Source organism: Paenibacillus sp. J31R122 (assembly GCF_056269185.1).
Window position 1 is genome coordinate 207,557 of record NZ_JBWDNM010000007.1, and the last position, 16,532, is coordinate 224,088.

The 16,532-nt window shown below is 44.6% G+C and carries 14 protein-coding genes; all 14 read left to right on the forward strand.

Translation table 11 applies throughout. The features are described 5' to 3' along the window. Position 1 precedes the first annotated feature (1 nt). Positions 2-1,099 (forward strand): 3-dehydroquinate synthase, encoded by a 1,098-nt coding sequence (aroB, locus tag AC0YN7_RS13885; RefSeq protein WP_475810600.1) that lies wholly within the window; start codon positions 2-4, stop codon positions 1,097-1,099. A gap of 2 nt (positions 1,100-1,101) precedes the next feature. After that, positions 1,102-1,470, forward strand: a complete 369-nt coding sequence (gene aroH / locus AC0YN7_RS13890; protein WP_475810711.1) for a chorismate mutase — start codon at positions 1,102-1,104, stop codon at positions 1,468-1,470. Positions 1,471-1,800: 330 nt separating this feature from the next. Continuing rightward, positions 1,801-3,342, forward strand: a complete 1,542-nt coding sequence (trpE, locus tag AC0YN7_RS13895; RefSeq protein WP_475810601.1) for an anthranilate synthase component I — start codon at positions 1,801-1,803, stop codon at positions 3,340-3,342. Between the two features lie 30 nt (positions 3,343-3,372). After that, positions 3,373-4,425, forward strand: a complete 1,053-nt coding sequence (gene trpD / locus AC0YN7_RS13900; protein ID WP_475810602.1) for an anthranilate phosphoribosyltransferase — start codon at positions 3,373-3,375, stop codon at positions 4,423-4,425. Beyond that, positions 4,412-5,212 (forward strand): indole-3-glycerol phosphate synthase TrpC, encoded by an 801-nt coding sequence (gene trpC / locus AC0YN7_RS13905; RefSeq protein WP_475810603.1) that lies wholly within the window; start codon positions 4,412-4,414, stop codon positions 5,210-5,212. Before trpD ends, trpC begins: the two co-directional genes overlap by 14 nt. After that, a complete protein-coding gene (locus AC0YN7_RS13910) occupies positions 5,209-5,886 on the forward strand; it encodes a phosphoribosylanthranilate isomerase (protein WP_475810604.1) in 678 nt (225 codons plus the stop codon). Before trpC ends, AC0YN7_RS13910 begins: the two co-directional genes overlap by 4 nt. Next, positions 5,883-7,088, forward strand: coding sequence for a tryptophan synthase subunit beta (trpB, locus tag AC0YN7_RS13915; protein WP_475810605.1), 1,206 nt, complete (start codon positions 5,883-5,885; stop codon positions 7,086-7,088). The genes AC0YN7_RS13910 and trpB overlap by 4 nt, the downstream gene beginning before the upstream one ends. Then, positions 7,075-7,881, forward strand: a complete 807-nt coding sequence (gene trpA / locus AC0YN7_RS13920; RefSeq protein ID WP_475810606.1) for a tryptophan synthase subunit alpha — start codon at positions 7,075-7,077, stop codon at positions 7,879-7,881. The genes trpB and trpA overlap by 14 nt, the downstream gene beginning before the upstream one ends. A 144-nt stretch (positions 7,882-8,025) precedes the next feature. Further along, the gene (gene hisC, locus AC0YN7_RS13925) at positions 8,026-9,123 is read left to right on the forward strand and encodes a histidinol-phosphate transaminase (protein ID WP_475810607.1); all 1,098 of its coding nucleotides are present in this window, start codon (positions 8,026-8,028) and stop codon (positions 9,121-9,123) included. A gap of 4 nt (positions 9,124-9,127) precedes the next feature. Continuing rightward, complete coding sequence (locus AC0YN7_RS13930; protein WP_475810608.1) at positions 9,128-10,219, forward strand: prephenate dehydrogenase; 1,092 nt, start codon at positions 9,128-9,130, stop codon at positions 10,217-10,219. A 1,119-nt stretch (positions 10,220-11,338) separates the two neighbouring features. Beyond that, positions 11,339-13,180, forward strand: coding sequence for an ABC transporter ATP-binding protein (locus tag AC0YN7_RS13935; protein WP_475810609.1), 1,842 nt, complete (start codon positions 11,339-11,341; stop codon positions 13,178-13,180). After that, on the forward strand, positions 13,173-14,978 hold the full coding sequence (locus AC0YN7_RS13940) for an ABC transporter ATP-binding protein (RefSeq protein WP_475810610.1): 1,806 nt from the start codon (positions 13,173-13,175) through the stop codon (positions 14,976-14,978). Before AC0YN7_RS13935 ends, AC0YN7_RS13940 begins: the two co-directional genes overlap by 8 nt. Before the next feature lie 319 nt (positions 14,979-15,297). Continuing rightward, entirely contained in the window at positions 15,298-15,894 is a 597-nt protein-coding gene (locus tag AC0YN7_RS13945; RefSeq protein WP_475810611.1) for an RNA polymerase sigma factor, read from the forward strand. Beyond that, positions 15,891-16,496, forward strand: a complete 606-nt coding sequence (locus AC0YN7_RS13950; protein ID WP_475810612.1) for an anti-sigma factor family protein — start codon at positions 15,891-15,893, stop codon at positions 16,494-16,496. The genes AC0YN7_RS13945 and AC0YN7_RS13950 overlap by 4 nt, the downstream gene beginning before the upstream one ends. The last annotated feature ends 36 nt before the right edge of the window (positions 16,497-16,532 follow it).

The following is a 16,532-nucleotide window of genomic DNA, read 5'->3' on the forward strand; positions in this document are numbered from 1 at the left end:
GATGCGCGAATTAACAGTTGAACTAGGTGATCGCTCTTATCCCATTTATATCGGGGAGGGCCTCCTGCAGGAGGCTTCTTCCTATTTCTTGAAACATAATATTAGTACGAAATCACCTCTGATGATTATTACCGACAGTCAGGTGGCTAAGCATCATCTGGAAGCGTTAGAATCGGAGCTGAAGAACGGCGGATTTAAAACGGTTAGCGCAGTTGTTCCATCAGGTGAAAGCTCGAAGTCACTGGCTATGCTTGAAGAGCTTGTTGGAAAAGCGCTCGAAGCGGGTCTTGATCGTAAATCGACTATCGTCGCATTGGGCGGCGGTGTGGTCGGCGATTTGGCTGGATTTGTTGCGGCATCCTATATGCGCGGCATTAAGTTTGTACAGGTTCCTACTACGATATTGGCACATGACAGCAGTGTAGGCGGTAAAGTAGCGGTAAATCATCCAGCTGCCAAAAATATTATCGGAGCTTTCCACCAGCCGGAATTGGTTCTATATGATCTGAATACGCTGCAAACACTCCCTCCTAGAGAAGTGATGGCCGGCTTGTCTGAAGTTGTCAAGCACGGACTTATCTGGGATGAATCGTTCGCGTTATGGTGTGAAGAAAACGCAGAAAAGCTCCTTGCTCTTGATCCGGAATCGCTTGGCTATGCTTTGTATAAGGGGTGCAGCGTGAAGGCTGAGGTCGTTTCTCGGGATGAGCGGGAAAACGATTTACGGGCAATTCTGAACCTTGGGCATACGATTGGTCACGCTCTTGAAGCAGTTGCAGGCTATGGTGTGCTGCTTCATGGTGAAGCTATTTCCATTGGCATGATTGGATCTGCGAAGCTCGGATTGCGTTACGGCGCACCGGAAGAGGTATATACCGTAACAAAGCGTGTTCTTGCAAAGTGCGGGCTGCCTGTTCGTTTGCCTGATCATTTCGATGTAGATGCCGTAATGGATGCCATGATGCATGATAAGAAATTCACGGAAGGCACGATGGTATTTATAGTGCCAACCGCTATTGGTAAAGTAGAAATTAAGCCCGATGTTCCCGTGGAATGGGTTCGAGAAATTGTAGAGCAATTGAAGCAGGAGGAGTCATAATGATGGGTGTTAGAGGTGTTCGCGGCGCGATTACCGTTGAAGTAAATGAGGAAGAAGCGATCATGAAGGCTACAATCGAGATGTTGAATGACATTGTAGCGGACAATCAAATTGCTCCTGACGACATTTGCAGCGTATTCATAACCGTTACGAATGATTTGGATGAAGCGTTTCCAGCTAGAGCTATTAGGGAGATGCAAGGCTGGGAGCTTGTACCGCTTATGTGTTCACTAGAAGTGCCCGTCAAAGGAAGTCTTAAGCGCTGCATACGTCTAATGGTGCTTATTAATACAGACAAGAGCCAAGCCGAGATCCGTCATGTGTATCTTAACGGCGCTCAGGCGCTTCGTCCTGATCTATCTAAAGCATAAGCAAATATTGACGCGCGGTCGTAAGTTGTTGTATATTGAAATACGTAAGTGAGAAGAGTAGAGCAGGTTTCTAGTTGAGTATAGATGAGCTGAGAATAGTTGAGAGAAGCAGAGTGAAGGTAATTACGATTACGGGTATAGGAAAGAGCTGAACCGTTCCTTATGTACATACACAAGGATAGGTAAAAGTGCTGTTTCACCGTTGCGTAAGCTATCTTATTTCCGCTTACATACCTCCGTCATCATCTAATCCAACGCTCCTGCCATGGCAGGAGCTTTTTTTGTTTTATTATAGGTTTACGCAGACCATAAACAAGGAGGTTGTTCGGGATGTCGAGTGAACTGCAGCAGGTTACACGTTTAGCTGGCCAATACAACTTAATACCAATCGTTCGTTATATGATGGCCGATACCGAAACGCCAATTCGGTTGTTTCAGCACTTCGCGAAGGAAAATCATGCATTTTTGCTGGAGAGCGTAGAGGGTGGCGTTAAATGGGCGAGATATTCCTTTATTGGCACAGATCCGTTTATGATGCTCTATGGTAAAAATGGTGAAATGGTGCTTGAGCGTAAAGGAGAGAAGCATACGCTTCACGATAAGCCGATAGAGCTATTGAAAGCTCATTTAAGATCATACCGCAGCCCTGCGATGCCAGAGCTGCCTCCATTTACTGGCGGAGCTATCGGATTTTTTGGCTATGACTTGCTGCAGTATTATGAGAGACTTCCCGCTCACCGAATTGATGACTTGAACATGAATGATATGCAGTTTATGTTTTGCGATCAGGTGATCGTCTTTGATCATTTCAAGCAGCAGCTTCAAATCGTAGGAAATGTTCATATAGCTGAAGGTGCGACTGATCTGAATATCGCGGCAGCTTATGAGACAGCAGTTGCTAAAATTGAAGCGACAATCGAACGATTGAAGCAGCCTGTTACTATTCCGGTTACCGGAGGTTCTTCTATTCAAGTTGATCATGAGCTAGGCGATATTCAATCGAATGTAACGAAGGAGCAATTTATTTCAAATATTGAGCAGGCAAAGCAGTATATTCGCGCAGGGGACATATTTCAAGTGGTTCTGTCACAGCGATTCAGTATCGAGACCGATATCGATCCATTGCATGTCTATAGAGTACTTCGTACAATGAATCCTTCTCCCTACATGTATTATTTGAAAATGGGCGAGGAGGTAATCGTCGGGACGTCTCCTGAGGCTCTTGTCAAGGTAGACGGAGATCGGGTGGAAACGAGACCGATTGCCGGGACTAGACCGCGTGGCAAAACAACCGAAGAAGATAAAGCTTTAGAACGCGAGCTGCTCGCTGATGAGAAGGAACGCGCGGAGCATTTGATGCTGGTCGATTTGGGTCGAAATGATATCGGACGTGTCTCTGAGTTTGGTTCTGTTACTTGTGACTCATTTATGGAAATTGAACGTTACTCGCATGTCATGCATATTGTCTCCAACGTTTCCGGTAAGCTGCGCAAGGATAAAGACTTCTTCGATGCCTTTGTTTCTTGCCTGCCGGCGGGCACGGTATCCGGTGCGCCAAAGCTAAGAGCAATGGAAATTATCGCGGAGCTGGAAAATGAAGCGCGAGGCGCTTATGCTGGAGCGATTGGATACCTAGGCTTCGGCGGTTCCATGGACACTTGTATTACGATACGGACGATTATCTTCAAGCAAGGTAAAGCGTATGTTCAAGCTGGTGCAGGGATCGTGTGGGATTCGGTTCCGGAAAGCGAGTATTTGGAGACCGTTAACAAAGCTAAAGGGATGCTGAAGGCGATTCGGGCAGCTGAAGCTATTTTTGCACAACCGAAAAACCGGGAAGTCGCATATAACGCCATCAATAGTGATTACTAAGTCAAAGCTGGGAAAGGGGCTCATTCAGTTATGCCGCAAAGTAATGAAATAACGATTCAGCAAGCGCTAAGCAAGCTTATTGGTGGCTCGAATTTAACGAGAGAGCAAGCGAAGACCGTCATGACTATTATGATGAGCGGGGATGCGACACCTGCTCAAATAGCCGGAGTTGTGACCGCAATGCGGATGAAGGGTGAAACGAAGGATGAAATAACCGGCTTTGCAGAGGTTATGCGCATGCAATCCAGTCATGTTCACACGGAGCAGGAGGGTTTGCTGGACACCTGCGGTACAGGCGGATCGGGCATTCATAAATTCAACATTTCTACAGCTTCGTCTATTATTGCCTCCGCTGCGGGCATCAGAGTCGCCAAACACGGGAACCGTGCAATGTCTGGCAAAGCAGGAAGCGCTGACGTTCTTGAAGCGCTTGGCGTTCAAATTAACATCTCTCCGGAGCAAGCAGCGGAATGTTTGAAGGATATTGGCATTTGCTTTATGTTTGCCCAGCTCTATCATCCATCGCTGCGACATGCTGCAGTTCCGCGGCGCGAGCTTGGTATTCGTACTATTTTCAATATGCTTGGTCCTTTAACAAACCCAGCCGGAGCTGACAGACAGCTGCTAGGCTTGTACGACCGTTCTCATACATCTACTATCGCAGAGGTGCTGGGTGAGCTTGGGCTGAAACGCGCGCTTGTAGTCAGCAGTCACGATGGGCTTGATGAAATCAGTATTTCTGCCTCTACGCAAATATCCGAGCTGCAAGGCGGCGAGGTTCATACGTATGACATAACACCCGAGGAGCTTGGTCTCTCACGTTGGCCGATAGAGGATGTAATAGGCGGTGAGCCTGCAGTTAATGCAGCGCTTATCCGCGCTATATTCTCGGGAGAGCAGCAAGGAGCGTACCGCGATATCGTACTTGCGAATGCAGGGGCTTGTATTTATGTCGGAGGGGCGGCTTCTTCGATTAAAGAAGGCGTAGCGGTTGCAGCTGAAGTCATTGATTCTGGCAAGGCACAGCATAAGCTAGTTAATCTTATTCAAATGACAGGAGAGTTGGCGCATGTTTCTGGATAAAATTGTAGCAACGAAACGGGCTGAAGTTGAAGCGCTCGCTGCCCATTTTAATATTGCGGAGGCTGAGAAAGAAATCGCAAAGCTAGGCGATTGCCGAGGCTTTGAGCGCGCTCTTACCACGCGGGGTCGGAATCGAAGCATGGGGCTCATTGCTGAGGTGAAGAAGGCTTCACCGTCAAAAGGACTTATACGGGCGAATTTTTATCCTACCGAGCTGGCCTCAGCTTATGAAGCTGCAGGAGCGGATTGCATTTCTGTACTTACGGATCGTGATTATTTCCAAGGCTCTAATGAATACTTAAGCGCGGTAAAGGAAACGGTAAGGCTGCCCTTGCTGCGTAAGGATTTTACGACTGATTTTCGTCAAATATATGAAGCGCGCTTAATTGGAGCTGACGCAGTGCTGCTTATTGCTGCGATTTTAACATCAGCTCAGCTTTCTGAATTCCATGATCTAGCCAAATCGATTGGTATGGATGTACTTGTCGAAGTGCATAACCAAGCAGAGCTGGAGCAGGTGTTAGAGCTTGATAAGGCGACATTGATCGGCATAAATAACCGTGATTTAAAATCGTTTGTTACTGATCTTAAGACGACCGAAGCTCTAATTGGAATGATGCCGAAGGATGTTACCGTTTTGAGTGAAAGTGGAATTGCGGGTAAAAGTGATATGGATTATTTGCAGTCAATTGGCGCGCATGGTGTGCTAATTGGTGAGTACTTTATGAGACATGAAGATGTAGGCCAAGCCGTTAATAATTTGATGGGTGCTGTGACTGTACGATGAGACAGCAGCCGCGTATCAAAATATGCGGACTAAAGGATGTCCAAACGATTGAAGAAATGGACGGACTGCCAATTCATGAAATTGGCTTCGTATTCGCTCCTAGCAAGAGACAGGTTGACGCTGCAACAGCTGCGCCATTGATCAAGGCTGTTCATCGATTGAGGGCGTATGACGATAAGCGACCACTAACGGTAGGCGTATTCGTTAATCCATCGTTTGAGGAAATTAACACTATAATTACTGCAGCACCATTAGACATCGTCCAAATGCATGGCAATGAAACACCAGAATTTTGCCGCGAGCTTAGAACGAAGCTGGGTGTGCAAGTTTGGAGAGTATTCTCGATCAAAGGGAACACCGACACCGTTAATTCAGAAACCGCGCTTGAAAGAATGACTCCATTTCTAGAGGCTGTGGATGCTATATTGATAGACGCGCCAGGAGGCGGCACCGGTCATACTTTCGATTGGAAGGCCATCGAGGAGTATAATAAGGCTGCTGAGGCGATTGGAATACCGCTTTATGTTGCGGGAGGACTGCATGAGGGCAACGTACAAGAGCTTCTACGGACCTATTCCCCGAGTGGTATTGATGTATCAAGCGGTGTCGAGACAGATGGACGGAAAGATATAGACAAAATTCGATTATTTGTTAGAAGGGTGATGGAAGCATGACACAGGTACCAGATGAATACGGACGGTTTGGCAAGTTTGGCGGACGTTATGTGCCAGAAACACTTATGAATGCTTTGCTTGAGCTGGAGGAAGCGTACAAGCATTATTCGAAGGATGCTACCTTCCAAGATGAAATACGCTATTTGCTGAACAAATATTCGGGAAGACCAACCTCGCTCTACTACGCTGAGCGTCTGACCGAGCATCTTGGAGGCGCTAAAATATATCTAAAGCGTGAAGACCTCAACCATACAGGCGCTCACAAAATTAATAATACGATTGGTCAAGGTGTTCTCGCTAAACGAATGGGCAAATCAAAAATTATTGCTGAAACTGGAGCAGGACAGCATGGGGTAGCCTCCGCTACGATAGCTGCTTTGCTTGGCTTAGAGTGCAAGGTGTTTATGGGTGAAGAAGATATGAAGCGTCAGCAGCTTAACGTGTTCCGTATGCAGTTGCTTGGCTCCGAGGTAGTTCCTGTCCTATCAGGCACGCGCACATTGAAGGATGCCTGCAATGAAACGCTTCGCTACTGGGTAAGTCATGTTGAGGACACGTATTACATTTTGGGATCTGTTACAGGACCACATCCCTACCCGATGATTGTTCGTGATTTTCAACGGATTATTGGAGACGAGGCTCGTCAACAAATTTTGACTGATGAAGGCAGATTGCCCGATTATGTCGTTGCGGCAGTTGGCGGGGGAAGTAACGCGATGGGTATTTTCTATCCGTTCGTTAATGATGATTCCGTGCGTTTGATCGGTGTTGAAGCGGCGGGGCGCGGTGTAGACACAATTGAGCACGCTGCAACAATGACCAAAGGACGTCATGGTATTTTCCAAGGCTCGCTAAGCTACGTGCTGCAGGATGAGCACGGACAAGTACAGCCCGCGCATTCGATCTCCGCTGGGCTTGATTATCCCGGCATTGGTCCTGAGCATGCCTACTTGAAGGATTCCGGCAGAGCTGATTACGTGCCTGCGACAGATGCTGAAGCGTTAGAGGCACTGCAGCTGCTTAGTCGCACGGAAGGTATCATTCCCGCACTGGAATCGGCACATGCTATCGCGCATACATTGAAGCTTGCACCGACGCTTGACAAGGATAAGGTCATTGTTGTTAGCTTGTCTGGACGCGGCGATAAAGATGTAGAAGCTATTATGGGTTATTTGGGGGTCGAAAAAAATGAATCTCATTGATGCAGCATTTGCGCGTATTAAATCTGAAGGGCGCACTGCGCTCATTCCGTTTATAACGATGGGTGATCCTGATATCGAAACATCCGTAGAAATCATCAAAACGATGGAAAAGGCCGGAGCGGATATGATTGAGCTTGGGGTTCCATATTCCGACCCGCTTGCAGACGGACCAGTCATACAGCGAGCTTCTGAGCGCGCCCTGCTTAATCACATCACTTTGCGTGATTGCATAAATGTAGCGGAGCAAGCTCGTGAAGCTGGGGTAAAGCTTCCATTTATTTTGTTTACTTATTTTAATCCTGTGTTCCAGTTCGGCTTGGATGCATTCTTCGAGCTTGTAAAAAGCAAAGGTATAAGCGGTCTTATTATTCCTGATTTGCCGATTGAAGAAGATTCAGAGGTCAGACAAATGGCAGAAGCGGCTAATGTGCATCTCATTCCGCTAGTCGCGCCAACGTCTAAAGATAGGGTTATCCGTATTTCACAAAGCGCGAGAGGCTTCGTTTATTGTGTGTCTTCATTAGGTGTGACAGGCGTAAGAGCCGACTTCCATACCGGGATTGACGAGTTTCTGGCAACTGTTCGTGAAGCAACGGAACTGCCAATTGCGGTGGGCTTCGGTATTTCAAGCCGTGAACAGGTAGAGCGGTTTGAAAAGCAGTGTGACGGCGTCATTGTCGGCAGTGCGATTGTTCGTACCATTGAAGAGGCGATTCCAATGCTTCAGGATGCAACTACGCGCGAAGCTGGGCTTAAACAAATTGGAGATTTTGTCGCGCAGCTGAAAGGATAAAGTTTATATATTCTCTAAAGTGCCTCTTGCTAGAATAGCAGGAGGCTTTCGTTTGTTTAAAAACACTTTAAAACCGTAATAAGATATGAGACAATGGATGATAAGCAATATAACCAGACCCTATTAAAAAGAGGTGAACGGCACATGCAGCCGAAAAGTAATATCGTCCACCTTCCCGTCTACCAGCCTGGTAAGCCGGTTGAAGATGTCAAGAGAGAATTAGGATTGAAGGAAGTAATAAAGCTGGCTTCCAATGAAAACCCGTTCGGCAGCTCTGAACTTGCTAAAGCAGCAATTATAGAAGAATTGAATAATTTAAATATTTATCCGGATGGTGCAAGCTTCGAGCTTACAGAAGCGCTTGCTCAAAAGCTGGGTGTAGAGTCTAACCAACTTATTTTTGGAACGGGCTCCAGTGATATTATTTTGATGATAAACAGAGCGTTTATCGCCCCTGGGGATGAAACGATTTTAGCGAATGAAACATTTTCTCAATATAAGCATAACGCGGTAATTGAGAATGCTCACATTATTGAGGTGCCATTAAAGGACGGCAAGCATGATTTACCGGCGATGCTGACGAAGATAACTGACCGCACGAAAATTATTTGGATATGCAACCCGAACAATCCTACTGGAACGATCGTAACGCTGCCGGAATTGTCTGAATTTCTGAAGCAAGTACCAGCTGATGTGCTGGTCGTTCTTGACGAAGCGTATGGCGAATTTGTTGAAAATCCGGAATTTCCAGACGGGGTTCAATTGCTTCGTGAGCACCGCAATTTAATCGTATTGCGTACTTTCTCCAAAATTTACGGCTTATCCGCGCTTCGTATCGGATATGGAATCGGACATCCTGAAGTGATTCGGTTTGTTAATCAGGTTCGCGAGCCGTTTAATACGTCGCGTGTAGCGCAAGCAGCAGCAAAAGCGGCACTATTGGACGAAGCTTTTATTTCTTATTGCCGTGAACAAAATAATCTAGGTCTGAAGTATCTAGCTGAACAGTTTGACCGTCTAGGACTTTCATATTTCCCTGCCTATGGAAATTTCATAATGGTAGACGTGAAGCGTCCTTCGCCAGAGGTATTTGACGGTTTGCTGCGCAAAGGCATCATTTCTAGATCACGTTGGACTCATTATCCAAATTATATTCGTATATCTGTAGGTACTTCCGATCAAAACGAGAAATTCATTAAAGCTTTAGAGCAAGTATTGCAAGAAGCGGCGGTGCAAGGATAATTTTATGACAACTGTAGCGATTTTTGGAGTTGGATTAATCGGAGGCTCGATAGCCCTTTGTTTAAAAGGGAAGCCGGATATTACGGTAATCGGGCATTCTAATCGTCCTTCTCAAGTAGAGAAATATATGCAGCGCGGCGTTGTTGATTATGCGACAACGTCTATGCAAGAGGCTGCTGAGCAGGCTGATTTTATTTTTGTCTGCGTTCCAGTAGGCAACATAGAAGAATATATGGTGAAGCTGAGTTCTTTTGATCTGAAACCCGGTTGCATTATATCTGATGCCGGCAGTACGAAGGCATCTGTCATGGCGTGCGCGAGAGTGCTGGATTTTGGGAAGGCAGTATTTATCGGAGGCCACCCGATGGCAGGCTCAGAGCGTTCTGGTGTCGAGGCGGCTTCCTCGCATCTGTATGAGAACGCCTATTATGTGTTAACACACGATGAAACAACGCCTATTGAAGCTGTAGAACGTTTAACGGAGCTTCTCAGCTATACGAAAGCTAATATCGTAAAAGTAGATGCCCAAGCTCATGATGAGATCGTAGGCGCAATTAGTCATTTACCACATATGATCGCGGTATCGCTAGTAAATCAGGTTCGCGGTTATAATGAGCAAAATGATCTATACGAATCACTCGCCGCGGGAGGCTTCCGTGACATTACGCGAATCGCTTCTGGTGATCCTGTCGTATGGCGTGATATTCTAATTAATAATCGGACCATATTGTTGAAGTTGCTTCGGGATTGGGGCAAAGAAACGGATAAATTTGTAGCAATGTTGGAACATTCAAATGGAGATGCGATCGTAGACGCTTTCCAAGCGGCGGGACAATTCCGCAGCAGAATGCCGGAGCGTCGCAAGGGGATGATTCTCTCTGCGTTCGATTGCTACGTAGACGTACCCGATCATCCTGGTATTATTGGTAAAATCACGAGTGAGCTAGGGAATAGCTTAATTAATTTAAGCAACATTCAGATTATTGAGAGCAGAGAAGATGTACCAGGTATTTTAAGGCTGTCCTTCCGAAGTCAAGAGTATTTGGATCAAGCTATTGTCCTTCTTTCTGCGAACGGATATGATGTACACCTGTAAGGGGTGTGCATCATTTTTTTTGAAATATAGGAAGTATATCATTTCCTCATACCTTCTCTATATTTCTTCGGAATGAAACGCGCCACCGCCATGAAGACGGCGACAGCCGTTTCACCTTGTGTGCAATTATAAGAATCTACAAGTTTCACACCTTTAATTTGCTTATAATTCACCGCGAAACGAGCTTTGCCGCCAAGGACGGCGACAGTCGTTTACGCATAATGGGTAGGATCTAATTTGTAAAAAAATAAAATGAAAGCGCTTATTGACAGATTGGAAGCGTATACATATAATAGAGGTACAGTATGGTTTCTCTCCACTCCTATCCTAAAACTATAGCTTTCATAATGAAGGCTGACCACTCCTCGGAGTGGTTTTTTTTTATGGTACAAGAGAACATAAGTCATATGACTGTTGATTATCCAATTCTTTAAAGAACGCCCTATTGGTTGAGGTGATATTGCCACCTATGTACATATATTTCTGAGGGGTTAGCGGGAAGGTTGATAAATTAGTTTCACTTTCTGAAACTACTGATCGGCATTGAGGAATTATTGACGAATTAGTTTCAGAATTTGGAGCTAAATCACACGAAAGTGGGCATAGATGAGCTAATCCAGCCAATAGATTCATATTCTGAAACTAAATTGGAGCAGTTTCTTTTGCTACTCCAATTAATTGCAATAAATGAAACTAAGAAGGACTGTTTCTTAGTATTAGAATATTCAACAAACGTGCATAAGGAAAGGCAGCCATTAGTATAATTGGCTGCCTTTCCTTATGCACGGGTAATTTAGCATTTTAAATGTTTAAATATTTGATTTGACTCTATTAATAAAATAAAGATATACATTCGCGAACAAATATACTAATATTTAGGAAATTAATTTTGGGTATAAGGTGGATATGTTAGTGATCACAAGAGTAACGACTCCATATAGTTATTCATCAGCAGTAGCTGCGGGAGATTATGTTTTTCTAGGGTCGAGTTCTATGCGAATATTTTGATGCAGATAAGTTTCCAGCAATAATAACTTCAACTACAGATTTTTTAGACTCAGGCTGTCTTATGGTGATAGATGGATAGCATACAAAAAAGGCGGGAGGGGTAATTAGAGTATGGTGGAAACAGAAAAACAACTTAGAGCGGCACACGTCATTCATTTTGCGGCAAACTCTTTATGGCGGGCTTCCAAAGGAATCACTTTGGTTCTGCTCTTATTAAGCTGTGTAGGCGGGCTGACGGCATTATTTGAATTAAGGGCGATTACAGGACTTGTCGACAAGCTTACATATCTGGGCACAATTGAAAAACAGAATTGGTTTGTCGCGTTAGAGGAATTACTGCCCTGGGCGTTAATCTTGCTAGGTGCTATTCTTTTCAGACAAGTGGTGGGCTCCGTTCGTCCACTTCTAACCGGATATCTGAATGAGAAAATAGGGGAAACGTTAAAAAGGCTCGTATATGAAAAATCACTTAAAGTGGATCTAGTAACTTTTGAATCTCCACAATACTATGACAAATTGGAAAGAGCCAACCGAGTAAGCGGGTATAGGCTAGCAGAAGCTTTGGACGAATTGGGTTCATTTGTTGGGACTATAATTGAAGTCGTCGTTATCATCATTTTTGTTAGTAACATTAGTTGGGTCCTATCTATATTTGTCCTCATTGCTATGATCTTGTTTATACCTGCGAACATAAGAACGAATCAAATTTTTGAAGAAGTAAATTATGAACAATCGCCGCTAAGAAGGAAAACAACATATTGGCGTAATGTATCGACGGCCAGAGAGACGGCTGCTGAGCTTCGGTTGTTCACGCTTGGAGAACTTTTCTTACGCCGTTGGCAGACTTTGAACGACCAAGTGAACCGTGAATTGTTCCTCGCTCGGAGACAGCTAGTTTTCAAGGTATTAATGTTCAAGCTCATGATGATCGGGCTTATTGCAACCATTGCAGTATGGTCGATTTACGCCGGAATGAATGGATTGATCTCAGTTGGAATACTTGTATCTACTTTATATATGTTAAAACGTTTGGAAGATGCGGGTAGAGCGTTAGCATGGAGTGGCGATCTACTCACTTCATTTTATGCAGATTTTCGAAATGTGCCAGAGTTTTTGCGTCTACATGAAGCGAGTGGAAGTTTGGATATACAAACGACAGCAGCGCTTAAAGAAGGAATTGTTTTCCAAAATGTCAGTTTTATGTACCCAGGGAGCTCGGAACTGGCTGTTGACCGTATTAATTTTCATATTAAACCGGGAGAACGTATTGCGCTTGTTGGAGAGAACGGTTCAGGAAAAAGCACGCTCGCGCGTTTGCTGCTTGGATTATACCGACCGACAGATGGGAAAATTTTGGTTGATGGGATAGATCTTGCAGAACTGAATCCAGCTTCCTGGCATAAAAGGTGCGGAGCAGTGTTTCAAGATTTCGTGCGATATGAATTCACAGCAAAGGAGAACATTGTACTCGGCAACGTTGACAGCATAAATGATGAAGCAGGCATGATGAGCGCCGCTGAACGAAGCGGGGCCTATGTTGCGATACAGCAGCTCCCCAATCAATATGAAACTCTTCTTGGTAAGAGGTATGAAGGTGCACAAGATTTGTCCGGAGGCCAGTGGCAGAAGCTGGCGATTGCAAGAGCATACTTTCGAGATTCATCGGTGCTGGTGCTTGATGAACCAGCTGCTGCGTTAGACGCGAAAGCTGAATATGAGGTTTACAGACAATTCAGCAGCGTATCAAAGGGCAAAACGATGCTGCTTATTTCCCATAGACTAGGTTCAGCTCGTCTCGCAGATCGTGTTGTGTTGCTCGATAAGGGGTGTATTTGTGAGTCAGGTACCCATGATGAACTCCTGGCTCAAAACGGAAACTATGCACAGTTATATAGCATGCAAGCTGAATGGTACCAGGAACAAAGTGAGGAGGGGGGAGTTATAGGTGGTTGATAACAAGCAGTCCGCCGATAAAATGGGACAATGGATTCATTTTATTCGGCTAATAAAATATCTATTAGCAGTAAGCCCTAAGGATATGAGCGTCGTACTATTCATCAATATATTTGCCGGCCTTATTCCGCTCATCTCTTTGTATGCGCTTCGGCAATTGATCGATTACGTGGTCAAAGCAACGAATGGAGAAGCCGGAATTTCTGAACTGGCAGTGTGGACCGGATTGTTTCTATGTGCAATGGTAATTCAAGAAATAATGATCACTTACGGTACAGCGCTCATCAATCACCTTCAGGAGAATGTGAAATCGAAAATACAAATGGCAATATTGGCCAAAGCCCAGTCCTTGCCGCTTGAAACATTTGAACGTCCGGAGTTTTATGATCAGTTGCAACGGGCTCAGAAAGGTTTGGATAACCGCTTGTTTTCGACGATGTCCTTTATATTTGAAGTCTTCACGGCATCGGTGACCATCGTTTCGCTCATTGTTTATTTAGGATCAATTCATTGGATGATACCTCTGATACTCTCAATTGGAACAGCGGCTTTTGCGTTAGTGAAGGTGCGTCTTTATACAGAGCAGTATCTGCTGCAGAGGAAGCAATCTGAGGAGGAGCGTCAGCTTGCGTATTTGGGTGAGTTGATGACGGGAAGGAGCGCTGCGGGAGAAGTACGATTGTTCGGATTAGGTAAGTATTTGCTTCCAAAATGGGGAAGCTTGTACCGAAAATTGCGCCAAGAACGTCTACTTCTCACAAAGCGCGAATTCAAGCTTGACTTGATCAGCACGACGGGTACTACGCTATCCTTTGGGGCAGCTTTGATTTTCTTTGTTTTTGTTGCTTCTCGCGAAGGACTGACTGCCGGGATATATGCTGCTTTCATTGGGTCAGTGCTTATGGTTCAGCAAAATATGGTAAATATGTTCTGGAATATCGCCATAATTAATCGTGATAATCTTTACATTCGGGATATGTTTGAGTATATGGATCTTACTGGAGAAGAACAAATCTTGGATCAAGTCGACACATCTATTCGATTCGAGAGCAATATTGAGTTCGAACAGGTTACTTTCTGCTATCCTGGTACCCATGATCCTGCGCTAAAAAATATCAACCTGCACATTAAACGAGGCGAGCGGTTATCATTGGTTGGTGAAAACGGATCGGGCAAAACAACCTTGATCAAACTACTTCTTGGACTCTACCGTCCGACAAAAGGACGAATATTGGTAGACGGCAAAGATCTCTTGGAAATCGATTCGATGCAATGGTTGAGTAGATCTGCTGCCATATTTCAAGACTTTCAAAAATATCACATGACAGCTAAGGATAATATCGGCATTGGTAATCTGTTGAATTTACAGGACGAAGAAAAAATCCGTGATGCATCGAAAATGTCAGGAGCCGATTACGTGATTGATAGGTTGGCTGATGGATATGATACGTTTCTCGGGAAGCAATTTGATAACGGAGTTGACCTGTCTCAAGGTCAGTGGCAGAAAATTGCTGTAGCCAGAGCCTATATGAGAGATTGCGATATTATTGTTCTTGACGAGCCGACGGCGTCCCTTGACCCGAAAGCGGAGGTTGAGGTTTATAAGCAGTTTCGTGATTCTATGCAAAATAAGACAGCTATGCTTATATCCCATCGTCTTGGCGTCGCCAAATTGGCAGATCGCATTATTGTTCTGCATAAGGGCGAGGTCGTCGAGCAGGGAAGCCATGTGGAGTTAATGAAACAGGCAGGCGCATATGCTGGCATGCTCGGCATTCAATCCCAGTGGTACACGTGATTCAAACTTGGAGCATCGAGGCCTTTGGGTAGATCATCTTTTATTTGATGAGAAAAGATTAACTGCAATTTTAGATTTTGATCGATTAAAATCGATTAGGATATGATTAGCCACAACTAGGCGTGACTTTTATTACTATTATTTTACATAAAATCCTTTTTGTCGAAACAAGCAGGAATTTGAGGACGAGACTCGAATTGTATGTATACTCGTATTTTTTGAATTTTTTATGATTATGACCGCAACTTTTCGTTCTCGGGTCGGTACAATGTAACAAGCGGCCCGGGGATAATCCACAGGTGGAGGAGGCTCGCCTGTCATGACTGATTCCCAATTAATACGTGAAATTAAGGATGGCAATGTCGAGCTGTACTCTGATCTTATGCGGCGCTATCAACGAAAAATTTTAGCTTTCATCTATCACATGCTGAAGAGTGCGAAGTTGGAACTGCTGGCTGAGGATTTATGCTCTGAAACTTTTTACAAAGCATACCGCAGTCTTCATTCGTTCCGTGAAATGGATGCTTCTTTCTCAACATGGTTATATACAATTGCGCGTAATACCGTGCTTAGCGAGCTTCGAAAGCAAAAGTCGACACATGTATCTATAGATGAGTCGGGCTTTGAGCCTATAGCAGCGTTGGATGCTGTGCCAGAGCAGCATGTACTGCGAAATGAAAGAATGGCAATGGTTCGCGAAGCTATAAATAATTTGCCTGAGAAGCAACGCTCGGCACTTATTCTTCGAGAATATGATCAGCTCGACTACCAAGAGATTGCTAGCATTTTAGGGCAAACGGTCAGTTCAGTAAAATCATTGCTATTCCGAGCGAGAGCAAGCGTCAAGACGCAGCTGGAGCCTTATTTCGGACAATCGCCGATGATTGAAGAATTCGAAGGGATGAATACAAGATGAGCTGCAACGATATGCAAGATAAATTCGCTGAATATTGGGATTTAGATGAACATGATAAAGAGCGGCAAGCGATTGATCGTCACATATTAGAATGTGAGTCCTGTGCGGAGCAATTTCGGATTTGGGAAGAGAGCGATGATTTGATTCGTTTTCTTTCAGAAGATGATGCAATCATTGGCCCGACAGAACATGTTAATCGCAACGTCATGGAGCGCATTTATGCGGAGCAATCTTGGCTTATGCCAGTGCCTCAGAAAAGCTATCATTTCTCTAAATCATTTCGTCGTAATTTTGCGCTTATTGTTGCTGCTTGTATGGCTATGTTTGTTTGTGCATTCTTTGTATTTGTGTTCGATAATCAGGAATCCGCCTCGCATGCTCAAATTGCAGAGCTTAGCGGTATAATGGATACTGCAAATGCGTCTGGAGACGGCTTGGTCGTAAAAGCAGGCTTTTATTCAGAAATTCCAGTTGCAAGTATAAGTGATCCTTTCGTCCTAAAATTAGTACCTGCTTTCCCTCAATACTATGTTGCATTATCATTACTTGGTATAATAGTAACACTGCTTATATTGAATTGGATTTCTAGAACTCGAAGCTAACGATGCTGCCTCGATTAAGCTCCCATGGGAGCTTTT